This window comes from Sphingomonas sp. GC_Shp_6 (assembly GCF_026540835.1).
In the GTDB taxonomy this organism is placed as follows: Bacteria; Pseudomonadota; Alphaproteobacteria; order Sphingomonadales; family Sphingomonadaceae; genus Sphingomonas.
This window is the reverse complement of record NZ_JALNUO010000010.1, coordinates 48,246-65,337: the sequence shown is the minus strand read 5'-3', so window position 1 is coordinate 65,337 and position 17,092 is coordinate 48,246. Positions and strand designations below refer to the sequence as shown.

Here is a 17,092-nt window from a genome sequence, read left to right as displayed (position 1 = left end):
CCCGCGCCCTTACGCCTTTGCGCCCGCGCCCGCCATCCGTTCGAGGATGCGGATCGGCTTGTCGTGATATTGCCCCTCCGCCCAGGGTGCATAGCCGAGATGCGCCGCCAGGCGGAGCGAGGGCGCGTTGCCCGGATCGATGATGCAGCGCGTCCGCGCCAGGCCCCGCGCATCGACCCAGCCGAGCGCGGCGGCCAGCCCCTCGCGCGCATAGCCCCGGCCGTGCGCCGCGCCGGTCATCGTCCACCCCGCCTCGGGCGCATCGTCGATCGCGGGGACGATCGCGCGGCGCGCCTCGATCAGCCCCATCTCGCCGATCCAGCGGCCGTCGTCGCGCGCGCGCACCACCCAGGAGCCATAGCCGAACGCCGCCCATTGCCCGATCGACCGCAACAGCCGGATCCACACCTCCTCGCGCGATCGCGGCTTCCCGCCGATCATCGTATAGACCGCGGGCTCCGCCCACATCGCGGCGCATTCCTCCAGGTCGTCGGGCGTATAGGCCGTCAGCGTCAGGCGGGCGGTGGTGAGCGTGGGCGCGTGCATCGGCGCCATGCTAGCGCGGCGCGGCGCCGGCGCCATCCCCCGCCGGAACCGGGTCTGGTCGGTGCGAATATAACCTGAGTCACCGGCGCGTACGATTGGGCCTGCGCAAGCCGCCCCGCGCGCGCTAGACGGGCGCATGGCCTCCACGCTTCCTTGCGACGTCGCGATCGTCGGCGGCGGGCTTGCCGGCGCGCTGATCGCGCTGGCGCTGAAGGCGCGCCATCCCGCCCTCGTCGTGCGGCTGATCGAGGGCGACGACCGGATCGGCGGCAACCATGTCTGGTCGTTCTTCGGCAGCGACATCGACGCGCGCGACCGGCCGCTGCTGGCGCCGATCGTCGCGCATGCCTGGCGCGGCTATGAGGTGGCGTTCCCGCACCATGCGCGCCGCGTGGATGCGACCTATTATTCGGTCTTCAGCGCCGGGCTGGACCAGGCGGTGCGCGCCGCGTTGCCGGCGCACGCGCTGATGCTGGGCCGCAAGGTGCTGGGCGCATCGGCCACCGCGGTGGTGCTGGCGGACGGCGACCGGGTGGAGGCGACGGGCGTGATCGACGCCCGCGGCCCCGCCGATCTCTCGCTGCTCGATTGCGGCTGGCAGAAATTCGTCGGCCGCGAACTGGTGCTGGCCGAGCCCCACGGCCATGAACGGCCGACCGTGATGGACGCGCGCGTGGCGCAGATCGACGGCTATCGCTTCGTCTATCTGCTGCCGTTCGGGCCCGACCGGATGTTCGTCGAGGACACCTATTACAGCGACACGACCGCGATCGACCATGCGGCGCTGGACGGCCGGATCGAGGCCTATGCCGCCGCCGCCGGCTGGACCGTCACCGCGCGCGGCCATGCCGAATCGGGCGTGCTGCCGGTGGCGATGGGCGGCGATTTCGAGGCCTATTGGCGATCGGGCGGTGCGCGCGTCGCCAAGGCGGGGATGCGCGCCGGGCTGTTCCATCCGACGACCGGCTATTCGCTGCCCGATGCGGTGCGCACCGCGCGGCTGATCGCGACGCGGCGCGATTTCGCCGGGCTCGATCTTCACGACGCGATGCACCGCTTCGCGCGGCAGACATGGCAGCGCCGCGGCTTTTACCGCATGCTCGACACGATGTTGTTCAAGGCGGCCGAACCCGCGGAGCGATACCGCGTGCTCGAGCGCTTCTACCGCCTGTCGCCGGGGCTTATCGGGCGCTTCTATGCAGGACGATCGACGTTGATGGACAAGGCACGCATCCTCACCGGCAAGCCGCCGGTCCCGATCGCCCGCGCGATCAAGGCGATCCGGGCATGAAGACCGCGATCGTCATCGGTTCGGGCTTCGGCGGGCTGGCGCTCGCGATCCGGCTGCAATCCGCCGGCATCGCCACCACCATCGTAGAGGCGCGCGACAAGCCGGGCGGGCGCGCCTATTATTGGGAGCGCGACGGCTTCACCTTCGATGCGGGCCCCACCGTCATCACCGATCCCGAGTGCCTGCGCGAATTATGGGCGCTGTCGGGCCGCGACATGGCCGAGGACGTGACGCTCGAGCCCGTCACCCCCTTCTACCGGCTCAACTGGGCCGACGGCACCAATTTCGACTATACCAACGACGACACGCTGCTGCGCCAGGAGATCACGAAGCTCAATCCGGAGGACTGGGCGGGCTATCTGAAGTTCCTCGATTATTCGGCGGGCGTGTTCAAGGAGGGGTATGAGAAGCTCGGCCATGTCGCCTTCCTCGACTTCGCCTCGATGATAAAGGCCGCACCGGCGCTCGCCAAATATCAGGCGTGGCGGTCGGTCTATTCGATCGTGTCGAGCTTCGTTCAGTCCGAAAAGCTGCGCGAGGCGCTGTCGTTCCACACGCTGCTGGTGGGCGGCAACCCGATGACGACGAGCGCGATCTATGCGCTGATCCACAAGCTGGAGCGCGATGGCGGCGTGTGGTTCGCGCGCGGCGGCACCAACCGGCTGGTGGCGGGCCTCGTCGCGCAGTTCGAGCGGCTGGGCGGCACGCTGCGGCTCGGCGATCCGGTCGTCTCGATCGACACGCTCGGCGACCGAGCCACGGGGGTGACGTGCGCGAGCGGCTGGCACGGCGCGGCGGATGCGGTGGCGACCAACGCCGACGTGATGCACAGCTACCGCGACCTGCTGAAGACCTCGCGCAGCGCGCAGCGCACGCGCGGGCGGCTGGAGCGCAAACGGTACAGCCCGTCGCTGTTCGTCGTGCATTTCGGGATCAAGGGCACCTGGCCCGGCATCCCGCACCACATGATCCTGTTCGGCCCGCGCTACAAAGGGCTGCTGGCCGACATCTACGATCACGGCGTGCTGAGCCAGGATTTCTCGCTCTATCTCCACCATCCGACCGTCACCGATCCGGCGCTCGCGCCCGAGGGCATGTCGACCTTCTACGCGCTCGCCCCGGTGCCGCACATGGGCAAGTTCCCGGTCGACTGGGACGAGGTGGGCCCGATCCTCGAAAAGCGCATCCTGGACGAGATCGGCCGCCGCCTGATCCCGGACATCCACGAGCGGGTCGTGACGAAATTCAGCTATGCGCCCAAGGATTTCGCGACCGACCTCAACGCGCATCTCGGCAGCGCCTTCAGCCTGGAGCCGGTGCTGACGCAAAGCGCGTGGTTCCGCGTCCACAACCGCGATGATGCGATCCCCAACCTCTATTTCGTCGGCGCCGGCACGCATCCGGGCGCCGGCATCCCCGGTGTGGTGGGCAGCGCGAAGGCCACCGCGGCGCTGATGCTGGAAGAGGGACGATAGGCCAAACCCGCCGTTAAGACCTTTGCGGGTACAAACCCCCGGTGAAGCCGATCGAACCCCTGCCGCTCCACCATAGCTGGCCGCTCGCCGAATCGGGGCAGCGGTTTGCGCTGGGGCTGGTGCTTGGCGGATCGGGCCCGGCGTCGGCGGAGGCGGCCACGACCGGGGCGTGGACATGCGCGTTGCCCGACGATGCGCTGACCTGGTCCGATGCGGTGTACGACATCTTCGGCTTGCCCCGCGGCATCGCGGTGCGGCGCCAGGAAGCGCTGGCGCTCTATGCCGAGGAATCGCGCGCCGTCCTGGAGCGGCTGCGCGCGCATGCCATCCGGCACCGGCGCGGCTTCACGCTCGACGCGCGGATCCGGCCCGTCACCGGGCCGGAACGCTGGATGCGGCTGATCGCGGTCCCGGCCTGCGAGAACGGCCGCACCGTCCGGCTGCACGGCATCAAACAGGACGTGACCGCGCTGTACCGATGACGGCCCCGGCCGTGCGCCGCTTGTGAGGCGTCGACGCTTCGCCTAGCGCTGCGGCCATGACCAGCGCAGCCTCGATGAGACGTCTCGCCATTTATTGCGGATCCGCGACCCCTGCCGATCCCGTCTATATCGAATCCGCGCGCGCGATCGGCCGCACGCTGGCGGAGCGCGGCATCGGCGTCGTCTATGGCGGCGGCCGGCTGGGGCTGATGGGCGCGGTTGCCGATGCCGCGCTCGACGCCGGGGGCGACGTGATCGGCGTGATCCCGCAGGCGCTGGTGGACGCCGAAGTGGCACATCGCGGCCTGACCGAACTGCACGTCGTGGCGGGCATGCACGAGCGCAAGGCGGCGTTCACCGAGCTGTCGGACGGGTTCGTCACGATCCCCGGCGGCACCGGTACGATGGACGAATTGTGGGAAGCGCTGAGCTGGGCGCAGCTCGGCTATCACGCCAAGCCGGTGGGTCTGCTGAACGTCGCGGGCTATTATGATGGCCTTGTCGCCTTCTGGGAAAAGATGGGCGATGTCGGCTTCCTGCGTGCGCAACACCGCGACCTGCTGATCGTGGCGGACACGCTGGAGGTGCTGCTGGAACGGATGGCCGCGCATGTGCCCGCGCGGCCGATCGTGGCGATGAAGGCGGCCGAGCTGTGAGGCGCCGTTTCCCCGCGCAGACGGGGGAACGATGAGGCAAGTCTTCCCCACCCGCGAAGCGACCGTAGCCGCCGCGCGCGAATCGATCGCGCGCGGGTCGAAGAGCTTCGCCGCGGCCAGCCGGCTGTTCGATCCCCCGACCCGCGAACGCGCATGGCTGCTCTATGCCTGGTGCCGCGCGTGCGACGACATCGCCGACGGGCAGGATCACGGCCATGGCATGACGCGCGTCGACGACGCGCCGGCGCGCCTCGCCGAACTGACCGCCAAGACCGAGGCCGCGCTTGCGGGGCGGGTGGTCGGCGATGCGCCGTTCGACGCGCTGCGGATCGTCGCCGCCGAAACGCGGATGCCGCCCGCGCTCGCGCGCGACCTGATCGCCGGCTTCGCGCTCGATGCCGAGGATTGGCGCCCGCGCTCCGAGGACGATCTCTACCGCTATTGCTACCATGTCGCCGGCGCGGTCGGCTGCATGATGGCGGTGGCGATGGGCGTCGATCCCGACGACGCCGCCACGCTCGACCGCGCCTGCGATCTCGGGCTCGCCTTCCAGCTCGCCAATATCGCGCGCGACATCGGCGAGGATGCCGCGGTCGGCCGCTGCTATCTGCCCGCCGACTGGCTGGCCGGAATGGCGATCCCGGCCGACCGGATCATGGCGCCCGAGCACCGCCCCGCGCTCGCCATCCTCGCCCGGCGTCTTGCCGACCGGGCCGCGGCCTTCGAGCGGAGCGCGCGCTACGGGACGCCCGCCCTAACGTTCCGCTCGGCCTGGGCGGTGCTGGCCGCCGCCGGGATCTATGGGGCGATCGGCCGCCATGTGGCCGATCGGGGCGAGCGCGCCTGGGACGAGCGGGTGGGAACGTCGACGCTTGCCAAAATCGGGTTCATCGCCACTGCGGCGCGCCGGGCCGCGGCAAGAAAGCGCACCTATCCGCCGACACCGCGACCGGTGGGGCTTTGGCGCCGTCCAGTGCTCAGCCCCGGTTCGCCTTCGCCTCGGCCTTGACGAGCAAGGGCCCGTTCGCGCGGCAATCGGCAGCGATCACGGGATAGGAGAGATCGCTGTTTTCCGCGAGCTGTGCGGGCAGCGCGGCGCGGCACTGCGCCATGCTGGCATAATGCGTCGCGACGATCCTGGCCTGGGTGCAGGCGGCGTTGCCGTCGCCGCAACCCATGATCGCCATCACGAAGACCATCGGTCCCATCGCACCAACTCCCGCCGCCTGTCGGTAAAAGCGCATGTCGGCGCGCGATGTTCCGCCGGTCACGGTTTCGCCACGGGCCGTCGCGCCCTACATGGGCGGAAGATGCCACCGCAAACCCACCCCTCTTCGCGCGCCGACCAGCCGCTGCTGCCGACGCTGCGCCGTTTCCTGCCCTATCTCTGGCCCGCCGGAGAACCGATGCTCCGCGCGCGGATCGTCGTGGCGATGGTCTTCGTCGTGGCGTCCAAGCTCGTCCAGGTGTTCGGCTCGGCCTATACGCTGAAATATGCGGTCGACCGGATGGCGAGCGGCGACCGCAGCCTCGCCACGCTCGTGATCCTGCTGGTGATCGGCTATGCCGCCTCGCGCTTCTCGACCACGCTGTTCGACAATCTGCGCAACGCGGTCTTCGAACGCGTCGGGCAGGAGGCGACGCGCCGCCTGGCCGCCAACGTCTTCCGCCACCTCCACGCGCTGTCGCTGCGCTTCCATCTCGAGCGCCGCACCGGCGCGGTCACCAAGGTGGTGGAGCGCGGCACCAAGAGCATCGATACGATGCTGTATTTCCTGCTCTTCAACATCGCGCCCACCGTGCTCGAGCTCACCTTGGTGCTCGGCATCTTCTGGCATAGCTTCGGCATCGGGCTGTCGGCGGTCACCGTGGTGATGGTGATCGGCTATATCGCCTTCACGCGCTGGGTGACCGACTGGCGCAACGCACTGCGCACGCGGATGAACGATCTCGACACCGGCGCGGTGGCGCATGCGGTCGATTCGCTGCTGAATTTCGAGACGGTCAAATATTTCGGTGCCGAGGCGCGCGAGGCCAAGCGCTACGAGGACGCGGTGTCCGCCTATGCGCAGGCCGCGACGAAATCGGAGAATTCGCTCGCATGGCTGAACGTCGGCCAGGCGCTCATCACCAACGCGATGCTCGGCGGCGGCATGGCCTATGTCGCCTGGGGCTGGTCGCAGGGGCGATTCTCGGCGGGCGACGTGGTGTTCGTGTCCACGCTGCTCTCGCAGCTGTTCCGCCCGCTCGACCTGCTCGGCATGGTGTATCGCACCATCCGCCAGGGCGCGATCGACATGGGCAGCATGTTCGACCTGATCGACACCCCCGCCGACGTGGTCGATGCCGCGGACGCGGTGCCGCTGGTGGTGGGGCCGGGGGCGATCCGTTTCGAGGACGTGCATTTCGGCTATGATCCCGGCCGCGAGATCCTGCGCGGCATCGATCTGGTGGTGACGCCGGGCACCACCGTCGCGATCGTGGGGCCATCGGGTGCGGGCAAGTCGACGCTCGCGCGGCTGCTCTACCGCTTCTACGACCTGACCGCGGGGCGGCTGACGATCGACGGGCAGGATATCGCGCGCGTCACCCAGGCGTCGCTGCGCGCCGCGATCGGGATCGTGCCGCAGGATACGGTGCTGTTCAACGACACGATCGGCTACAATATCGGCTATGGCCGCGAAGGCGCCGAGATGCCCGAGATCGAGGAGGCCGCGCGCGGCGCCGCGATCGCCGGCTTCATCGAACGCCAGCCGCAGGGCTATCACACCCGCGTCGGCGAGCGCGGGCTGAAACTGTCGGGCGGCGAGAAGCAGCGCGTGGCGATCGCGCGAACCTTGCTGAAGAACCCGCCGATCCTGATTCTCGACGAAGCCACCAGCGCGCTCGACAGTCGGACCGAGGCGGACATTCTCGACACGCTCCGCCGGATCGAGCGCGGCCGCACCACGATCGTGATCGCGCATCGCCTGTCGACCGTGGTCCATGCCGACCAGATCGTCGTCCTCGACGCCGGCCGCATCGCCGAACGCGGCAGCCACGCCGAACTGCTGCGCCGCGGCGGCCTCTATGCCGAAATGTGGGCGCGCCAGGCGCACGAGCGCGAGGAGGCGCTGGCGGCGGAGTAGGTCAGGCGCGCCGCGAGGAAACGCTGGCTCGCGGGCGTCGATCGAAACCGGGACGACCGCGCCGTTCCGCGGTTGAACCGAAGCGGGCATGCGGTTAAGCCATGTTGATCCTCAGGAGCGGTGCAATGTGGCGTGGTCGGTCGGCGCTGTTTTCGATCGGCCTTCTACTCGGCGCAGCGCCGAATCCCGAACCCTTCCCCCTCGACCGCTTCGTCGAAGCGGAGCCCGGCATGGATCGGCGGATCGCGGTCGATGGGACGTGGATCGACATCGCGGAGACAAGCTGCGGCGCGCAGCGGCTGGGGCATCCCGCCTGCTTCGGCGATGCCGATGGCGATACGCGCTACCTCGTCGCCATGGTCCGCTCGCGGGACGGCGCGCCGCCTTTGCGGATCACCAGCGATCCGGGGCTGGGTTTCCGCTATGCGGTTGGCCGGCTGTCGCCGCACGATCCGCATCCTTCGCTCGTCATCCTTACGGACGCCGGCGGATCCGGCGGATGCGTGTCGATCCAGATTGCCTATGCCGAGCCCAAGGGGTTTGCCGCGGCGCGGCTGAACCATGGCGCCGCCGGTAGCGGCAACGCCACCTTCTGCCGCGTGGATCCGGTATCGCGCGTGCCCTTCCCCACCGATCGCTCGGGGCACGGGACCGCCGATTTCGTCCTCGCCGACGATCGCTTCGATTGCGGTTTCGGATCGTGTGCGAGCACCTGGGCGCCGCCGCGGGTCTTCGCGTTCGACCATGGCAATAGCCGCGACGTCTCGGCAGATCCGAACCTCAAATCCCTGTTCGCCGATGACGCGGTCAAGGCCCGCGCCGCATGCGAGAACACGCGCAACCCCGAGCCGAAGGGTGCCTGTATCGCCTATGTCGCCGACGCAAGCCGGATCGGCGCGGGAGCAGAAGCGATGGCGGTCCTGCGCCGCCGAATCGGCGGCGCGCCGGTGACGCGATGCACGCAATTCGAGCACACCGAACCCGCGCGCTGTTTGGCCGAGACGCGCTACCGCGATTTCGCCGACGAGGCGGAAGCGGTACTCGACCGGCTCGGCTATCCGATTCTCTCGGCCGTGCACCGCTCGACATCGTGAAGCGGATCGCTACCTAAAGCGACGATGCATCCCGATCCCCTTCCCACGCTCCAGCGCGTGTTCGGCTTTCCCGATTTTCGCGGCGTGCAGCGCCAGGTGGTCGATCGCGTGCTGGCGCATCAGGGCACGCTCGCGGTGATGCCGACGGGCGCGGGCAAGTCGCTCTGCTACCAATTGCCCTCGGTGATGATGGAGGGGACGTGCGTCGTCGTCTCGCCGCTGATCGCGCTGATGCACGACCAGCTCCGCGCCGCCGAGGCGGTGGGGATCCGCGCCGCCACGCTGACGAGCGTCGACCAGAATCGCGGCGAGACGATCGCGCGGTTCAAGGCGGGCGCGCTCGATCTGCTCTATATCGCGCCCGAGCGCGCCTCGACCGCGTCGTTCCGCGAATTGCTGGCCAGCGCGCCGCTGAACCTCTTCGCGATCGACGAGGCCCACTGCGTCAGCGAATGGGGCCATGATTTCCGCCCCGATTACCGGCTGCTCGCGCCGCTGATGGACGCGTTTCCGGATGTGCCGCGGCTCGCGCTGACCGCCACCGCCGACGCGCATACCCGTGCCGACATCCTGCAACAGCTCGGGCTGCCGCAGGACGGGTTGATCGTCTCGGGCTTCGATCGCCCCAATATCCGCTATGCGATCAGCCCCAAGGCCAACACCAACCAGCAGATCGCCGCGATCGTGGCGGCGCAGCCCGGCCCCGGCATCGTCTATGCGCAGACCCGCGCCGCCACCGAGAAGCTGGCCGAGGCGCTGGGCCGCACCGGCCGCCCGACGCGCGCCTATCATGCCGGGCTGGAGCCGCACATCCGCCAGAAGAACCAGGCCGATTTCGTCGCCAGCGAAGACATGGTGATCTGCGCGACGGTCGCGTTCGGGATGGGGATCGACAAGCCCGACGTCCGCTTCGTCGCGCATGCCGGCCTGCCCAAGTCGATCGAGGCCTATTATCAGGAAACCGGCCGCGCGGGCCGCGACGGCGATCCGTCGGTGGCGCATCTGTTCTGGGGCGCGGAGGATTTCGTCCGTGCCCGCCAGCGCATCGCCGAGGTGGAGCCCGAACGCCAGGCGGGCGAGCGCGTGCGGCTGGCGGCACTCGGCGCGCTGGTCGAGACCGCCGGCTGCCGCCGCCGCATCCTGCTGAAGCATTTCGGCGAGGACCGTGCCGAGGATTGCGGCAATTGCGACAATTGCCTGGGCAGCCCCGATGCCGTCGACGTCACGGAGGTGGCGAGGAAATTCCTCTCCGCGGTGTTTCGCACGGGCCAGAGCTTTGGCGTCGGCTATATCGAACAGGTGCTGACCGGCGCCTCGACCGAGCGCAGCCTGATGAACGGCCATGAAGCGCTGTCCGTCTGGGGCATCGCCGCGGGCGAGGAGGCGGCGCTGGTGAAGCCGGTCGCGCGCGCGCTGCTGCTGCGCGACGCGCTGCGCGCCAACGATCATGGCGGGCTGGAATTCGGCCCCGCCGCGCGCGCGATCCTGAAGGGCGAGGCGCAGCTTTCGGTGGTGGTGCCGCCCAAGCGCGTGCCCCGCAAGCGCGGTGTGGCGGGCGCGGTGCCCAACCCGGTCGACGATCCGCTGTTCGAGGCGCTGCGCACGTGCCGGCGCGAGCTGGCCAAGGAGGCGGGCGTGCCGCCCTATGTGATCTTCCACGATTCGGTGTTGCGCGACATGGCGGCGCAGCGCCCCGCCAGCCGCGCGGCGCTGGGCGTGCTCTCGGGCATTGGCGCGCGCAAGCTCGACGCCTATGGCGAGGCCTTCCTCAACGTCATTCGAGACGCGGCATGATCCGGACCATCAACGAGAGCATCGCCGTCGCGCCGCAGATCGCGCCCGAGGATATGGCGGCGATCGCCGCCGCCGGCTTCAAGGCGGTCATCAACAACCGGCCCGACGACGAGGAGCCCGGCCAGCCGAGCGGCGCCGCGATCCGCGCCGCGGCCGAGGCCGCGGGCCTCGCCTATACCGCCATTCCCGTGACCCATGCCGGCTTCTCGCACCCGCAGCTCGACGCAATGGCGGACGCGCTCGTCGCGGCCGAGGGTCCCGTGCTCGCCTATTGCCGCTCGGGCACGCGCTCGTGCAACCTGTGGGCGCTGGCCGCGGCCAAGGCGGGGCGCAATCCCGAGCTGCTGGTGACGCAGGCGCAGCAGGCCGGCTACGACCTGTCCGGCATCCGGCCGACGCTCGACGCGCTGGCGGGAGGCCAATGACCGCGCCGCCCAGTGCGAGCATCGCGGCGCTGGCGGTGCTCGCGGTGGCGGCCTTGTTTGCGATCGGGCTCCTTGTCCGCATGGCGCTGCGCCGCGGCGGCGACCGGATCGACAGCCCCGAAGAGGCGGCGAGCGCCGCCGAGAGCGCGCTGCCCCGCTTCGCCGCGCGCAACGCGGTGGTGGGCGCCGACGGCGCCGCCGCGCTGGTGGTGGGCGAAGATGCGCGCCTCGCCGTGCTGCGCCGCCGGGGCCGGCGCCATGCGGTCCACGAAATCGGCTGGAGCGCGGTCCGCTCGACCGCCGGCGGGATCGTCGTGGAAACGGGCGACCGCCGGCTGGGCGACGTGGCGCTGGCGGGCGTCGACGTGCTCGACGTGCGGCGGATGGCGCCCTGATCTGACGTCATCGCCCAGGCGCGATGCGTGCTCGGATATTGCGCAGCGGCCGGCACGGCGACGTTTCTCTCGCGGCGCATGCCGGCCAAAACGCCGGGTTCGCGCAAAGACGCGAAGACGCGAAGCTGTTGCGCCCGGTCATGATCGTCACGAGCCCAGGGGTTTGAGGACCGATGGCCCAAAACGCATCGTCTTCGCGTCTTCGCGTGAACCCGATCGCTCGCGAGGCCCTGATCGGGCCAGCCCACCGCCGCGCCAAAAAAAAAGGCCGGTGCGTCGCCGCACCGGCCAGGTGTGTCCGCAGGAGGAACATCGTGGGGCGGGCGCCTTGCGGGGCGCCCGCCCGATGGCTTCAATAATGGTAGGCGCGCTCGCCATGCTCGGCGATGTCGAGGCCGTCATATTCGGTCTCGACCGACGCGCGCATGCCCCAGGTCTTGTCGATCAGCAGGTACAGCACGGTCGCGCCGATGCTCGACCAGGCGAGCGTCACGATCACGGCTTGGCATTGGATCCACACCTGGGCCAGCATGTCGTAGCTGCCGACCGCGAGCGTGCCGGGCTTGCTCGCATAATCGGCGATACCTTGGCCGCCGAGCTTCGGCGAGACGAGCACGCCCGTCAGGATCGCGCCGGTGATGCCGCCGATGCAGTGCACGCCGAACACGTCGAGGCTGTCGTCATAGCCGAACTTCGTCTTCACCTTGGCGACGAAGAAGAAGCAGATCGGCGAGACGATCAGGCCCAGCACCACCGACCCCATCGGCCCGGCATAGCCGCTGGCCGGCGTCACCGCGACGAGCCCGGCGACCACACCCGAGGCTGCACCGAGCAGCGACGGCTTGCCGCGGACGATCTGTTCGCACAGCAGCCACGACAGGCCGGCCGCGGCGGTGGCGACGAAGGTGTTGATGAAGGCCACCGCGGTGACGCCGTTGGATTCGAGGTTGGAGCCGGCGTTGAAGCCGAACCAGCCCACCCACAGCAGCGAGGCCCCGATCATCGTCATGGTCAGCGAATGCGGCGGCATCGGCTCGCGGGGATAACCGGTGCGCTTGCCGAGCAGCAGCGCCATCACCAGCCCGGTGATGCCGGCGTTGATGTGCACCACGGTGCCGCCGGCGAAATCGAGCGCGCCCTTCTGGAACAGCCAGCCGGCGTCGAGATTCTGCGCGTCGAGCGCAGCGGTGCCCTTCATCGCCGCGGCGGCGATCGCGTCGGGGCCGCCCCAATACCAGACCATGTGCGCGATCGGGAAATACACGAACGTGACCCAGAGCGCGACGAACAGCATCAGCGGCGAGAACCGCACCCGCTCCGCCACCGATCCGACGAAGAGCGCGGGCGTGATGCACGCGAACGTCATCTGGAAGCAGATATAGGCATATTCGGGGATGTAGACGCCGTTGGAGAAAGTCGCCGCCTGGCTGTTGGCGTCGACGCCGATCAGCAGCGCCTTCGACAGGCCGCCCCAGAACGCGTTATGCCCGGTGAACGCCATCGAATAGCCGAAGGTGACCCACATCACCGCAACCAGGCAGACGATCATCAGCACCTGCGTCAGCACCGACAGCATGTTCTTGGTGCGCACGAGGCCGCCATAGAACAGCGCGAGCCCCGGCACCGACATCATCAGCACGAGGAGCGTGGAGACGAGCATCCAGGCGGTGTCGCCCTTGTCGACGCTGGCCTTCGGGATCTGGCCGGCGACCGCGCCGGCGGGCGTCTGCGCAAAGGCCGGGTGCGCCAGCAGCGCCGCAGCGCCAAGGCCGCCCAGCGCGAGCGCGATCTTCTGTGTCGGCTTCATTGGTCCCCCCAATCCTGTCAAAGTGCGGAATCGTCGGTTTCGCCGGTGCGGATGCGCACCGCTTGCCCCACGTCGAGCACGAAGATCTTGCCGTCGCCGATCGCGCCGGTGTTGGCCGATGCCTGCACCGCCTCGACGACGCGGTCGGCCAGCGCCTCGGCGCAGACGACCTCGATCTTGATCTTCGGCACCATGTTGGTGCTGTATTCGGCACCGCGGTAGATCTCGGTCTGGCCCTTCTGGCGACCGAACCCCTTGACCTCGGTGACCGTCATGCCCGCGACGCCGATCTCGGTCAGCGCCTCGCGCACTTCGTCCAGCTTGAACGGTTTGATGATGGCGATGACCAGCTTCACCGGTGCCCCTTCCCTATGTCCCGGAACATCTCCAGCAACCATCGTGCCAAGTGGGACAGACCGGGGTTCGGGGCGTAGCGTCGGCGGATTCGTGAACGATCGGTAAATTTTTTAGGCAGGCGGACGGGTCTGCCCGAAAATCAGGCAGCGTCGGCGACGATCCGCTTGGCCGCCGCGAGATCCGCATCGTCCACCATCACGCGCACCGGGATCAGCAGATAGCTGCCGTCCCCGATCGAGGTCTCGCCGTCGAACGCAATCGCCTCGATCCCTTCGCTGGCCAGCCGTCCGACAAGGATATGCGCTTCGTTGCGGCTGAAACGGCCGAGTTCGGCGATGCTCATAGGGTCGGCGCTCCGATTGACGCGCGCAGACCGTGCGCATACATCGAGCGCATGAAGCATGGTCCCATAACGGCCGGCAAGCGCAAATCCGTCAATCTGTCGATCGATACGGGCGTGATCGCCGCAGCGCGCGAGGCGGGGCTCAACCTGTCGCGGATCACGGAAGACGCGTTGCGGATCGAGACGAAGCGGCGACGCGAACAGATGTGGCGCGAGGACAACCGCGAATGGCTCGAAGGCTTCAATCGCCGGTACGAAGCGGAGGGCGATCCGCTCGCGCATCTGGAGCCGCTATAGTGGCTCAATTCGACGTCTGTCGCGTGCGTGGCGACGTTCTCGTGATCGATTGTCAGTCCGATCTGCTCAGCGGTCTGGCGACGCGCCTCGTGGTGCCGCTTCGAACACCCGATCCGGCGGCACCCGACCGCCTGCTGCCGGTCTTCACGATCGATGGCCGCCGCCTCGCGATGGTGACGCCGCTCGCCCGCAGCATCGCCGTCCGCGATATCGAGGGCATCGTCGCCAATCTGACCGCCGAGGAATCTCGGATCAAGGCCGCGCTCGACATGCTGATCTCGGGTTACTGAGCGGCGCTCACCCGGTCGCCGTGCCGCCCACCGTCAGCCCGTCCACCAGCAGGGTCGGCTGACCCACGCCCGCGGGCACGCTCTGCCCGCCCTTGCCGCAGATTCCGATTCCCTCGTCGAGCGCGAAGTCGTTGCCGATGCCGCGCACCTTCGTCAGCGAACTGGGACCATCGCCGATCAGCGTCGCGCCCTTGATCGGCGCGCCCAGCTTGCCGTCCTCAACCAGGAACGCCTCGGTGCAGCTGAACACGAACTTGCCCGAGACGATATCGACCTGACCCCCGCCGAACGCGCGCGCGAAGATGCCGCGCTTCATGCGGGACAGCAGCTCGGCGGGATCGTCGTTGCCCGCCTTCATGAAGGTGTTGGTCATCCGCGGCATCGGCGCATGCTGGAAGCTCTCGCGGCGGCCATTGCCGGTGGGTTCGACCCCCATCAGCCGCGCGTTCAACCGATCGTGGATATAGCCCTTCAGGATGCCGTCCTCGATCAGCACATTCTCCTGCGTCGGCGTGCCCTCGTCGTCGATCGACAGCGATCCGCGGCGGTTCATCAGCGTGCCGTCGTCCACCACGGTCACGCCCGGTGCCGCGACGCGCTCGCCGATCCGGCCCGAAAAGGCGGACGTGCCCTTGCGGTTGAAATCGCCTTCCAGTCCGTGGCCGATCGCCTCGTGCAGCAGGATGCCCGGCCAGCCCGGCCCGAGCAGCACGGTCATCTCGCCCGCGGGCGCCGCGATCGCGTCGAGATTGGTCAGCGCCTGCGCCAGCGCGGCATCGATTGCGCGATCATAGGTCTCGGGCGCGAACAGATCGTCATAGAGATAGCGGCCGCCGATCCCGTAGCTGCCGGTTTCGCGGCGGCCGTTGCGCTCCACCACGATCGACACGTTCAGCCGCACCAGCGGGCGGACGTCGGTCGCGACGAAGCCGTCGGCGCGGACGATCTCGACCACGCTCCAGCTGCCCGACAGGCTGACCGACACCTGCGCCACCTGCGGATCGCGCGCGCGCGCCGCGGCGTCGATCGTCTGGCACAGGTTCACCTTGTCCGCGAACGGCACGAGGTCGAGCGGATCGGCATCGGTGTAGAGCCGCCGGTTGGTGCCGCGCGGCGGGGCGGGCCGCGCGCCCTTCGCCGGATCGATCAGCGTCATCGTCTCGGCAGCGCGGCGGATCGCGGCGGGCGACAGCTCGTTGGCATGCGCGAACGCAGTCGTCTCGCCCGATAGGGCGCGCAGGCCGAAGCCCGAATGCGTGTCGTAGCTCGCGGTCTTCAACCGGCCGTCGTCGAACCCGAAGGCTTCGGAGCGGCGATACTGGAGATAGAGTTCGCCGTCATCGGCGTTGGCGAGCGCCTTGGCGGTCAGCGCCTGCGCCTGCTCGGGATCGAGCGCGTCGCGGTAGAGAAAGCTGCGGGGATCGGTCATGCCCGCCGATATAGGCGGCTCAGCGCCCCGCGCCATCCCCGTGATCGGGCAGCGTCGCCGGATCCACCCCGTCCGCCGGCCCACCGATCAGCACGAAGCGCCGGTCGCAATAGCCGCAATCGACATAGCCGCTCTCGTCGATCTGCAGCCACACGCGTGGATGACCGAGCGCGGCGCCGCCGGGAATGTCGGTCGCCCCGTCGCAGGCGACGCGGGGTTGCGAGACGCGGGAGAGTTCGGGAGGCGGCAGCATGGCCTCCCGATAGCAAGCGTGCATCCGCCGGGCAATAACCGGTTGAGGGTCCACGCCGGCGCGCCTATTCCCCCGTCATGACCGAAGCCGCGATCGCCATCGACAATCTGTGCAAAACCTATGCGGGCGGCAAGCGCGCGCTCGACGGGGTGAGCTTCGACGTGCCGCGCGGGCAGATCTTCGGGCTGCTCGGCCCCAATGGCGCGGGCAAGTCGACGCTCATCAACATCCTGGCCGGGCTGGTCAACAAGACGAGCGGCCGCGCCGCGATCTGGGGCTTCGACATCGACGCGCATCCCAGGAACGCCAAGGCGTCGATCGGGATCGTCAACCAGGAGATCCTGTTCGATCCGTTCTTCACCCCGGTCGAGACGCTGAACATCCAGGCGGGCCTCTACGGCGTGCCCAAGGCCGAGCGCCGCTCGATGGAGCTGCTGCGCGCGGTGCATCTGGAGGACAAGGCCAACGCCTATGCCCGCACGCTGTCGGGGGGCATGAAGCGGCGGTTGATGGTGGCCAAGGCGATGGTCCATTCGCCCCCCGTGCTCGTGCTCGACGAGCCGACCGCGGGCGTCGACATCGAACTGCGCCAGCAGCTCTGGACCTATGTTCGCGCCTTGAACGACCAGGGCGTGACGGTGGTGCTGACGACGCATTATCTCGAAGAGGCCGAACAGCTCTGCGACCGGATCGCGATCATCAACCATGGCCGCGTGATCGCCAACGAGCCGACGCGCGAGCTGGTCGGCAAGGCGCAGGAGAAGATCGTCTCGCTGACGGTGGATCGCGACGTGGAGACGGTGCCCGCTAATGCCTGTTTCCAGAAGATCGCGTTGAAGGGCATGCGCACGCTGGAGATCACCTATTCCAAGGACCGGGTGAACGCGGGCGAGGTGCTGGCCGCGGTGCAGGGCAGCGGCTTCGGGATCGTCGACGTGTCGACCAAGGAAGCGGATCTGGAAGACGTGTTCCTGAGCCTGACGCGGGCATCGAACGGGTAACCATCCACGAAGTATATCCCATTGACATA

Annotated in this window: 20 protein-coding genes; 13 read left to right on the top strand and 7 right to left on the bottom strand. The window is 68.9% G+C overall.

From position 1 onward, the window contains the following. Positions 1–9: 9 nt before the first annotated feature. Complete coding sequence (locus OXQ95_RS12565) at positions 10–546, bottom strand: GNAT family N-acetyltransferase (RefSeq protein WP_267381851.1); 537 nt, start codon at positions 544–546, stop codon at positions 10–12. Positions 547–682: 136 nt separating this feature from the next. Here OXQ95_RS12565 and crtY point away from each other — a divergent pair, with 136 nt between their 5' ends. The 5 genes from crtY to OXQ95_RS12540 all read left to right on the top strand — a co-directional run bounded on the left by crtY (position 683) and on the right by OXQ95_RS12540 (position 5,459). After that, positions 683–1,837: a lycopene beta-cyclase CrtY gene (crtY, locus tag OXQ95_RS12560; RefSeq protein WP_267381850.1), complete on the top strand. Its 1,155-nt coding sequence runs from the start codon at positions 683–685 to the stop codon at positions 1,835–1,837. Next, positions 1,834–3,312, top strand: coding sequence for a phytoene desaturase (locus tag OXQ95_RS12555; RefSeq protein ID WP_242097431.1), 1,479 nt, complete (start codon positions 1,834–1,836; stop codon positions 3,310–3,312). The genes crtY and OXQ95_RS12555 overlap by 4 nt, the downstream gene beginning before the upstream one ends. 41 nt (positions 3,313–3,353) lie before the next feature. Further along, positions 3,354–3,794 (top strand): PAS domain-containing protein, encoded by a 441-nt coding sequence (locus OXQ95_RS12550; protein WP_267381849.1) that lies wholly within the window; start codon positions 3,354–3,356, stop codon positions 3,792–3,794. Positions 3,795–3,868: 74 nt separating this feature from the next. Next, positions 3,869–4,450: a TIGR00730 family Rossman fold protein gene (locus OXQ95_RS12545; RefSeq protein WP_267381848.1), complete on the top strand. Its 582-nt coding sequence runs from the start codon at positions 3,869–3,871 to the stop codon at positions 4,448–4,450. A gap of 31 nt (positions 4,451–4,481) precedes the next feature. Then, positions 4,482–5,459 (top strand): phytoene/squalene synthase family protein, encoded by a 978-nt coding sequence (locus OXQ95_RS12540; protein WP_267381847.1) that lies wholly within the window; start codon positions 4,482–4,484, stop codon positions 5,457–5,459. Here OXQ95_RS12540 and OXQ95_RS12535 read toward each other — a convergent pair. Further along, complete coding sequence (locus OXQ95_RS12535) at positions 5,428–5,658, bottom strand: hypothetical protein (RefSeq protein WP_267381846.1); 231 nt, start codon at positions 5,656–5,658, stop codon at positions 5,428–5,430. The two genes, OXQ95_RS12540 and OXQ95_RS12535, sit on opposite strands and share 32 nt — an antisense overlap. 102 nt (positions 5,659–5,760) lie before the next feature. Between OXQ95_RS12535 and OXQ95_RS12530 the strand changes: the two genes are divergently transcribed. From OXQ95_RS12530 to OXQ95_RS12510, 5 genes are all read left to right on the top strand, one after another. Then, entirely contained in the window at positions 5,761–7,578 is a 1,818-nt protein-coding gene (locus OXQ95_RS12530; RefSeq protein WP_267381845.1) for an ABC transporter ATP-binding protein/permease, read from the top strand. 125 nt (positions 7,579–7,703) lie between these two features. Beyond that, a complete protein-coding gene (locus tag OXQ95_RS12525; protein ID WP_267381844.1) occupies positions 7,704–8,672 on the top strand; it encodes a hypothetical protein in 969 nt (322 codons plus the stop codon). Positions 8,673–8,696: 24 nt separating this feature from the next. Then, positions 8,697–10,466, top strand: coding sequence for a DNA helicase RecQ (gene recQ / locus OXQ95_RS12520; protein ID WP_267381843.1), 1,770 nt, complete (start codon positions 8,697–8,699; stop codon positions 10,464–10,466). Then, entirely contained in the window at positions 10,463–10,891 is a 429-nt protein-coding gene (locus tag OXQ95_RS12515; RefSeq protein ID WP_267381842.1) for a TIGR01244 family sulfur transferase, read from the top strand. The genes recQ and OXQ95_RS12515 overlap by 4 nt, the downstream gene beginning before the upstream one ends. Next, positions 10,888–11,286: a hypothetical protein gene (locus tag OXQ95_RS12510; protein ID WP_242097417.1), complete on the top strand. Its 399-nt coding sequence runs from the start codon at positions 10,888–10,890 to the stop codon at positions 11,284–11,286. The genes OXQ95_RS12515 and OXQ95_RS12510 overlap by 4 nt, the downstream gene beginning before the upstream one ends. Positions 11,287–11,638: 352 nt before the next feature. Here the strand turns inward: OXQ95_RS12510 and OXQ95_RS12505 are convergent, their stop codons facing one another. The 3 genes from OXQ95_RS12505 to OXQ95_RS12495 all read right to left on the bottom strand — a co-directional run bounded on the left by OXQ95_RS12505 (position 11,639) and on the right by OXQ95_RS12495 (position 13,793). Then, positions 11,639–13,093, bottom strand: a complete 1,455-nt coding sequence (locus tag OXQ95_RS12505; RefSeq protein ID WP_267381841.1) for an ammonium transporter — start codon at positions 13,091–13,093, stop codon at positions 11,639–11,641. 17 nt (positions 13,094–13,110) lie between these two features. Next, positions 13,111–13,449 carry a P-II family nitrogen regulator gene (locus OXQ95_RS12500; protein ID WP_242097413.1) on the bottom strand — a complete coding sequence of 113 codons (339 nt, stop codon included), beginning with the start codon at positions 13,447–13,449 and terminating at the stop codon, positions 13,111–13,113. A 140-nt stretch (positions 13,450–13,589) separates the two neighbouring features. Next, positions 13,590–13,793 (bottom strand): DUF2007 domain-containing protein, encoded by a 204-nt coding sequence (locus OXQ95_RS12495; RefSeq protein ID WP_242097412.1) that lies wholly within the window; start codon positions 13,791–13,793, stop codon positions 13,590–13,592. A gap of 51 nt (positions 13,794–13,844) precedes the next feature. Here OXQ95_RS12495 and OXQ95_RS12490 point away from each other — a divergent pair, with 51 nt between their 5' ends. Beyond that, positions 13,845–14,090 carry a type II toxin-antitoxin system CcdA family antitoxin gene (locus tag OXQ95_RS12490; protein ID WP_267381840.1) on the top strand — a complete coding sequence of 82 codons (246 nt, stop codon included), beginning with the start codon at positions 13,845–13,847 and terminating at the stop codon, positions 14,088–14,090. Beyond that, entirely contained in the window at positions 14,090–14,380 is a 291-nt protein-coding gene (locus OXQ95_RS12485) for a CcdB family protein (RefSeq protein ID WP_267381839.1), read from the top strand. The genes OXQ95_RS12490 and OXQ95_RS12485 overlap by 1 nt, the downstream gene beginning before the upstream one ends. 7 nt (positions 14,381–14,387) lie before the next feature. On the opposite strand, the gene tldD is transcribed toward OXQ95_RS12485, so the two are convergent. Both tldD and OXQ95_RS12475 read right to left on the bottom strand, forming a co-directional pair. Further along, entirely contained in the window at positions 14,388–15,809 is a 1,422-nt protein-coding gene (tldD, locus tag OXQ95_RS12480) for a metalloprotease TldD (RefSeq protein ID WP_267381838.1), read from the bottom strand. A gap of 19 nt (positions 15,810–15,828) precedes the next feature. Beyond that, the gene (locus OXQ95_RS12475; RefSeq protein ID WP_242097407.1) at positions 15,829–16,062 is read right to left on the bottom strand and encodes a zinc-finger domain-containing protein; all 234 of its coding nucleotides are present in this window, start codon (positions 16,060–16,062) and stop codon (positions 15,829–15,831) included. Positions 16,063–16,139: 77 nt separating this feature from the next. Between OXQ95_RS12475 and OXQ95_RS12470 the strand changes: the two genes are divergently transcribed. Next, positions 16,140–17,063, top strand: a complete 924-nt coding sequence (locus tag OXQ95_RS12470) for an ABC transporter ATP-binding protein (RefSeq protein ID WP_267381837.1) — start codon at positions 16,140–16,142, stop codon at positions 17,061–17,063. Positions 17,064–17,092: the final 29 nt, after the last annotated feature.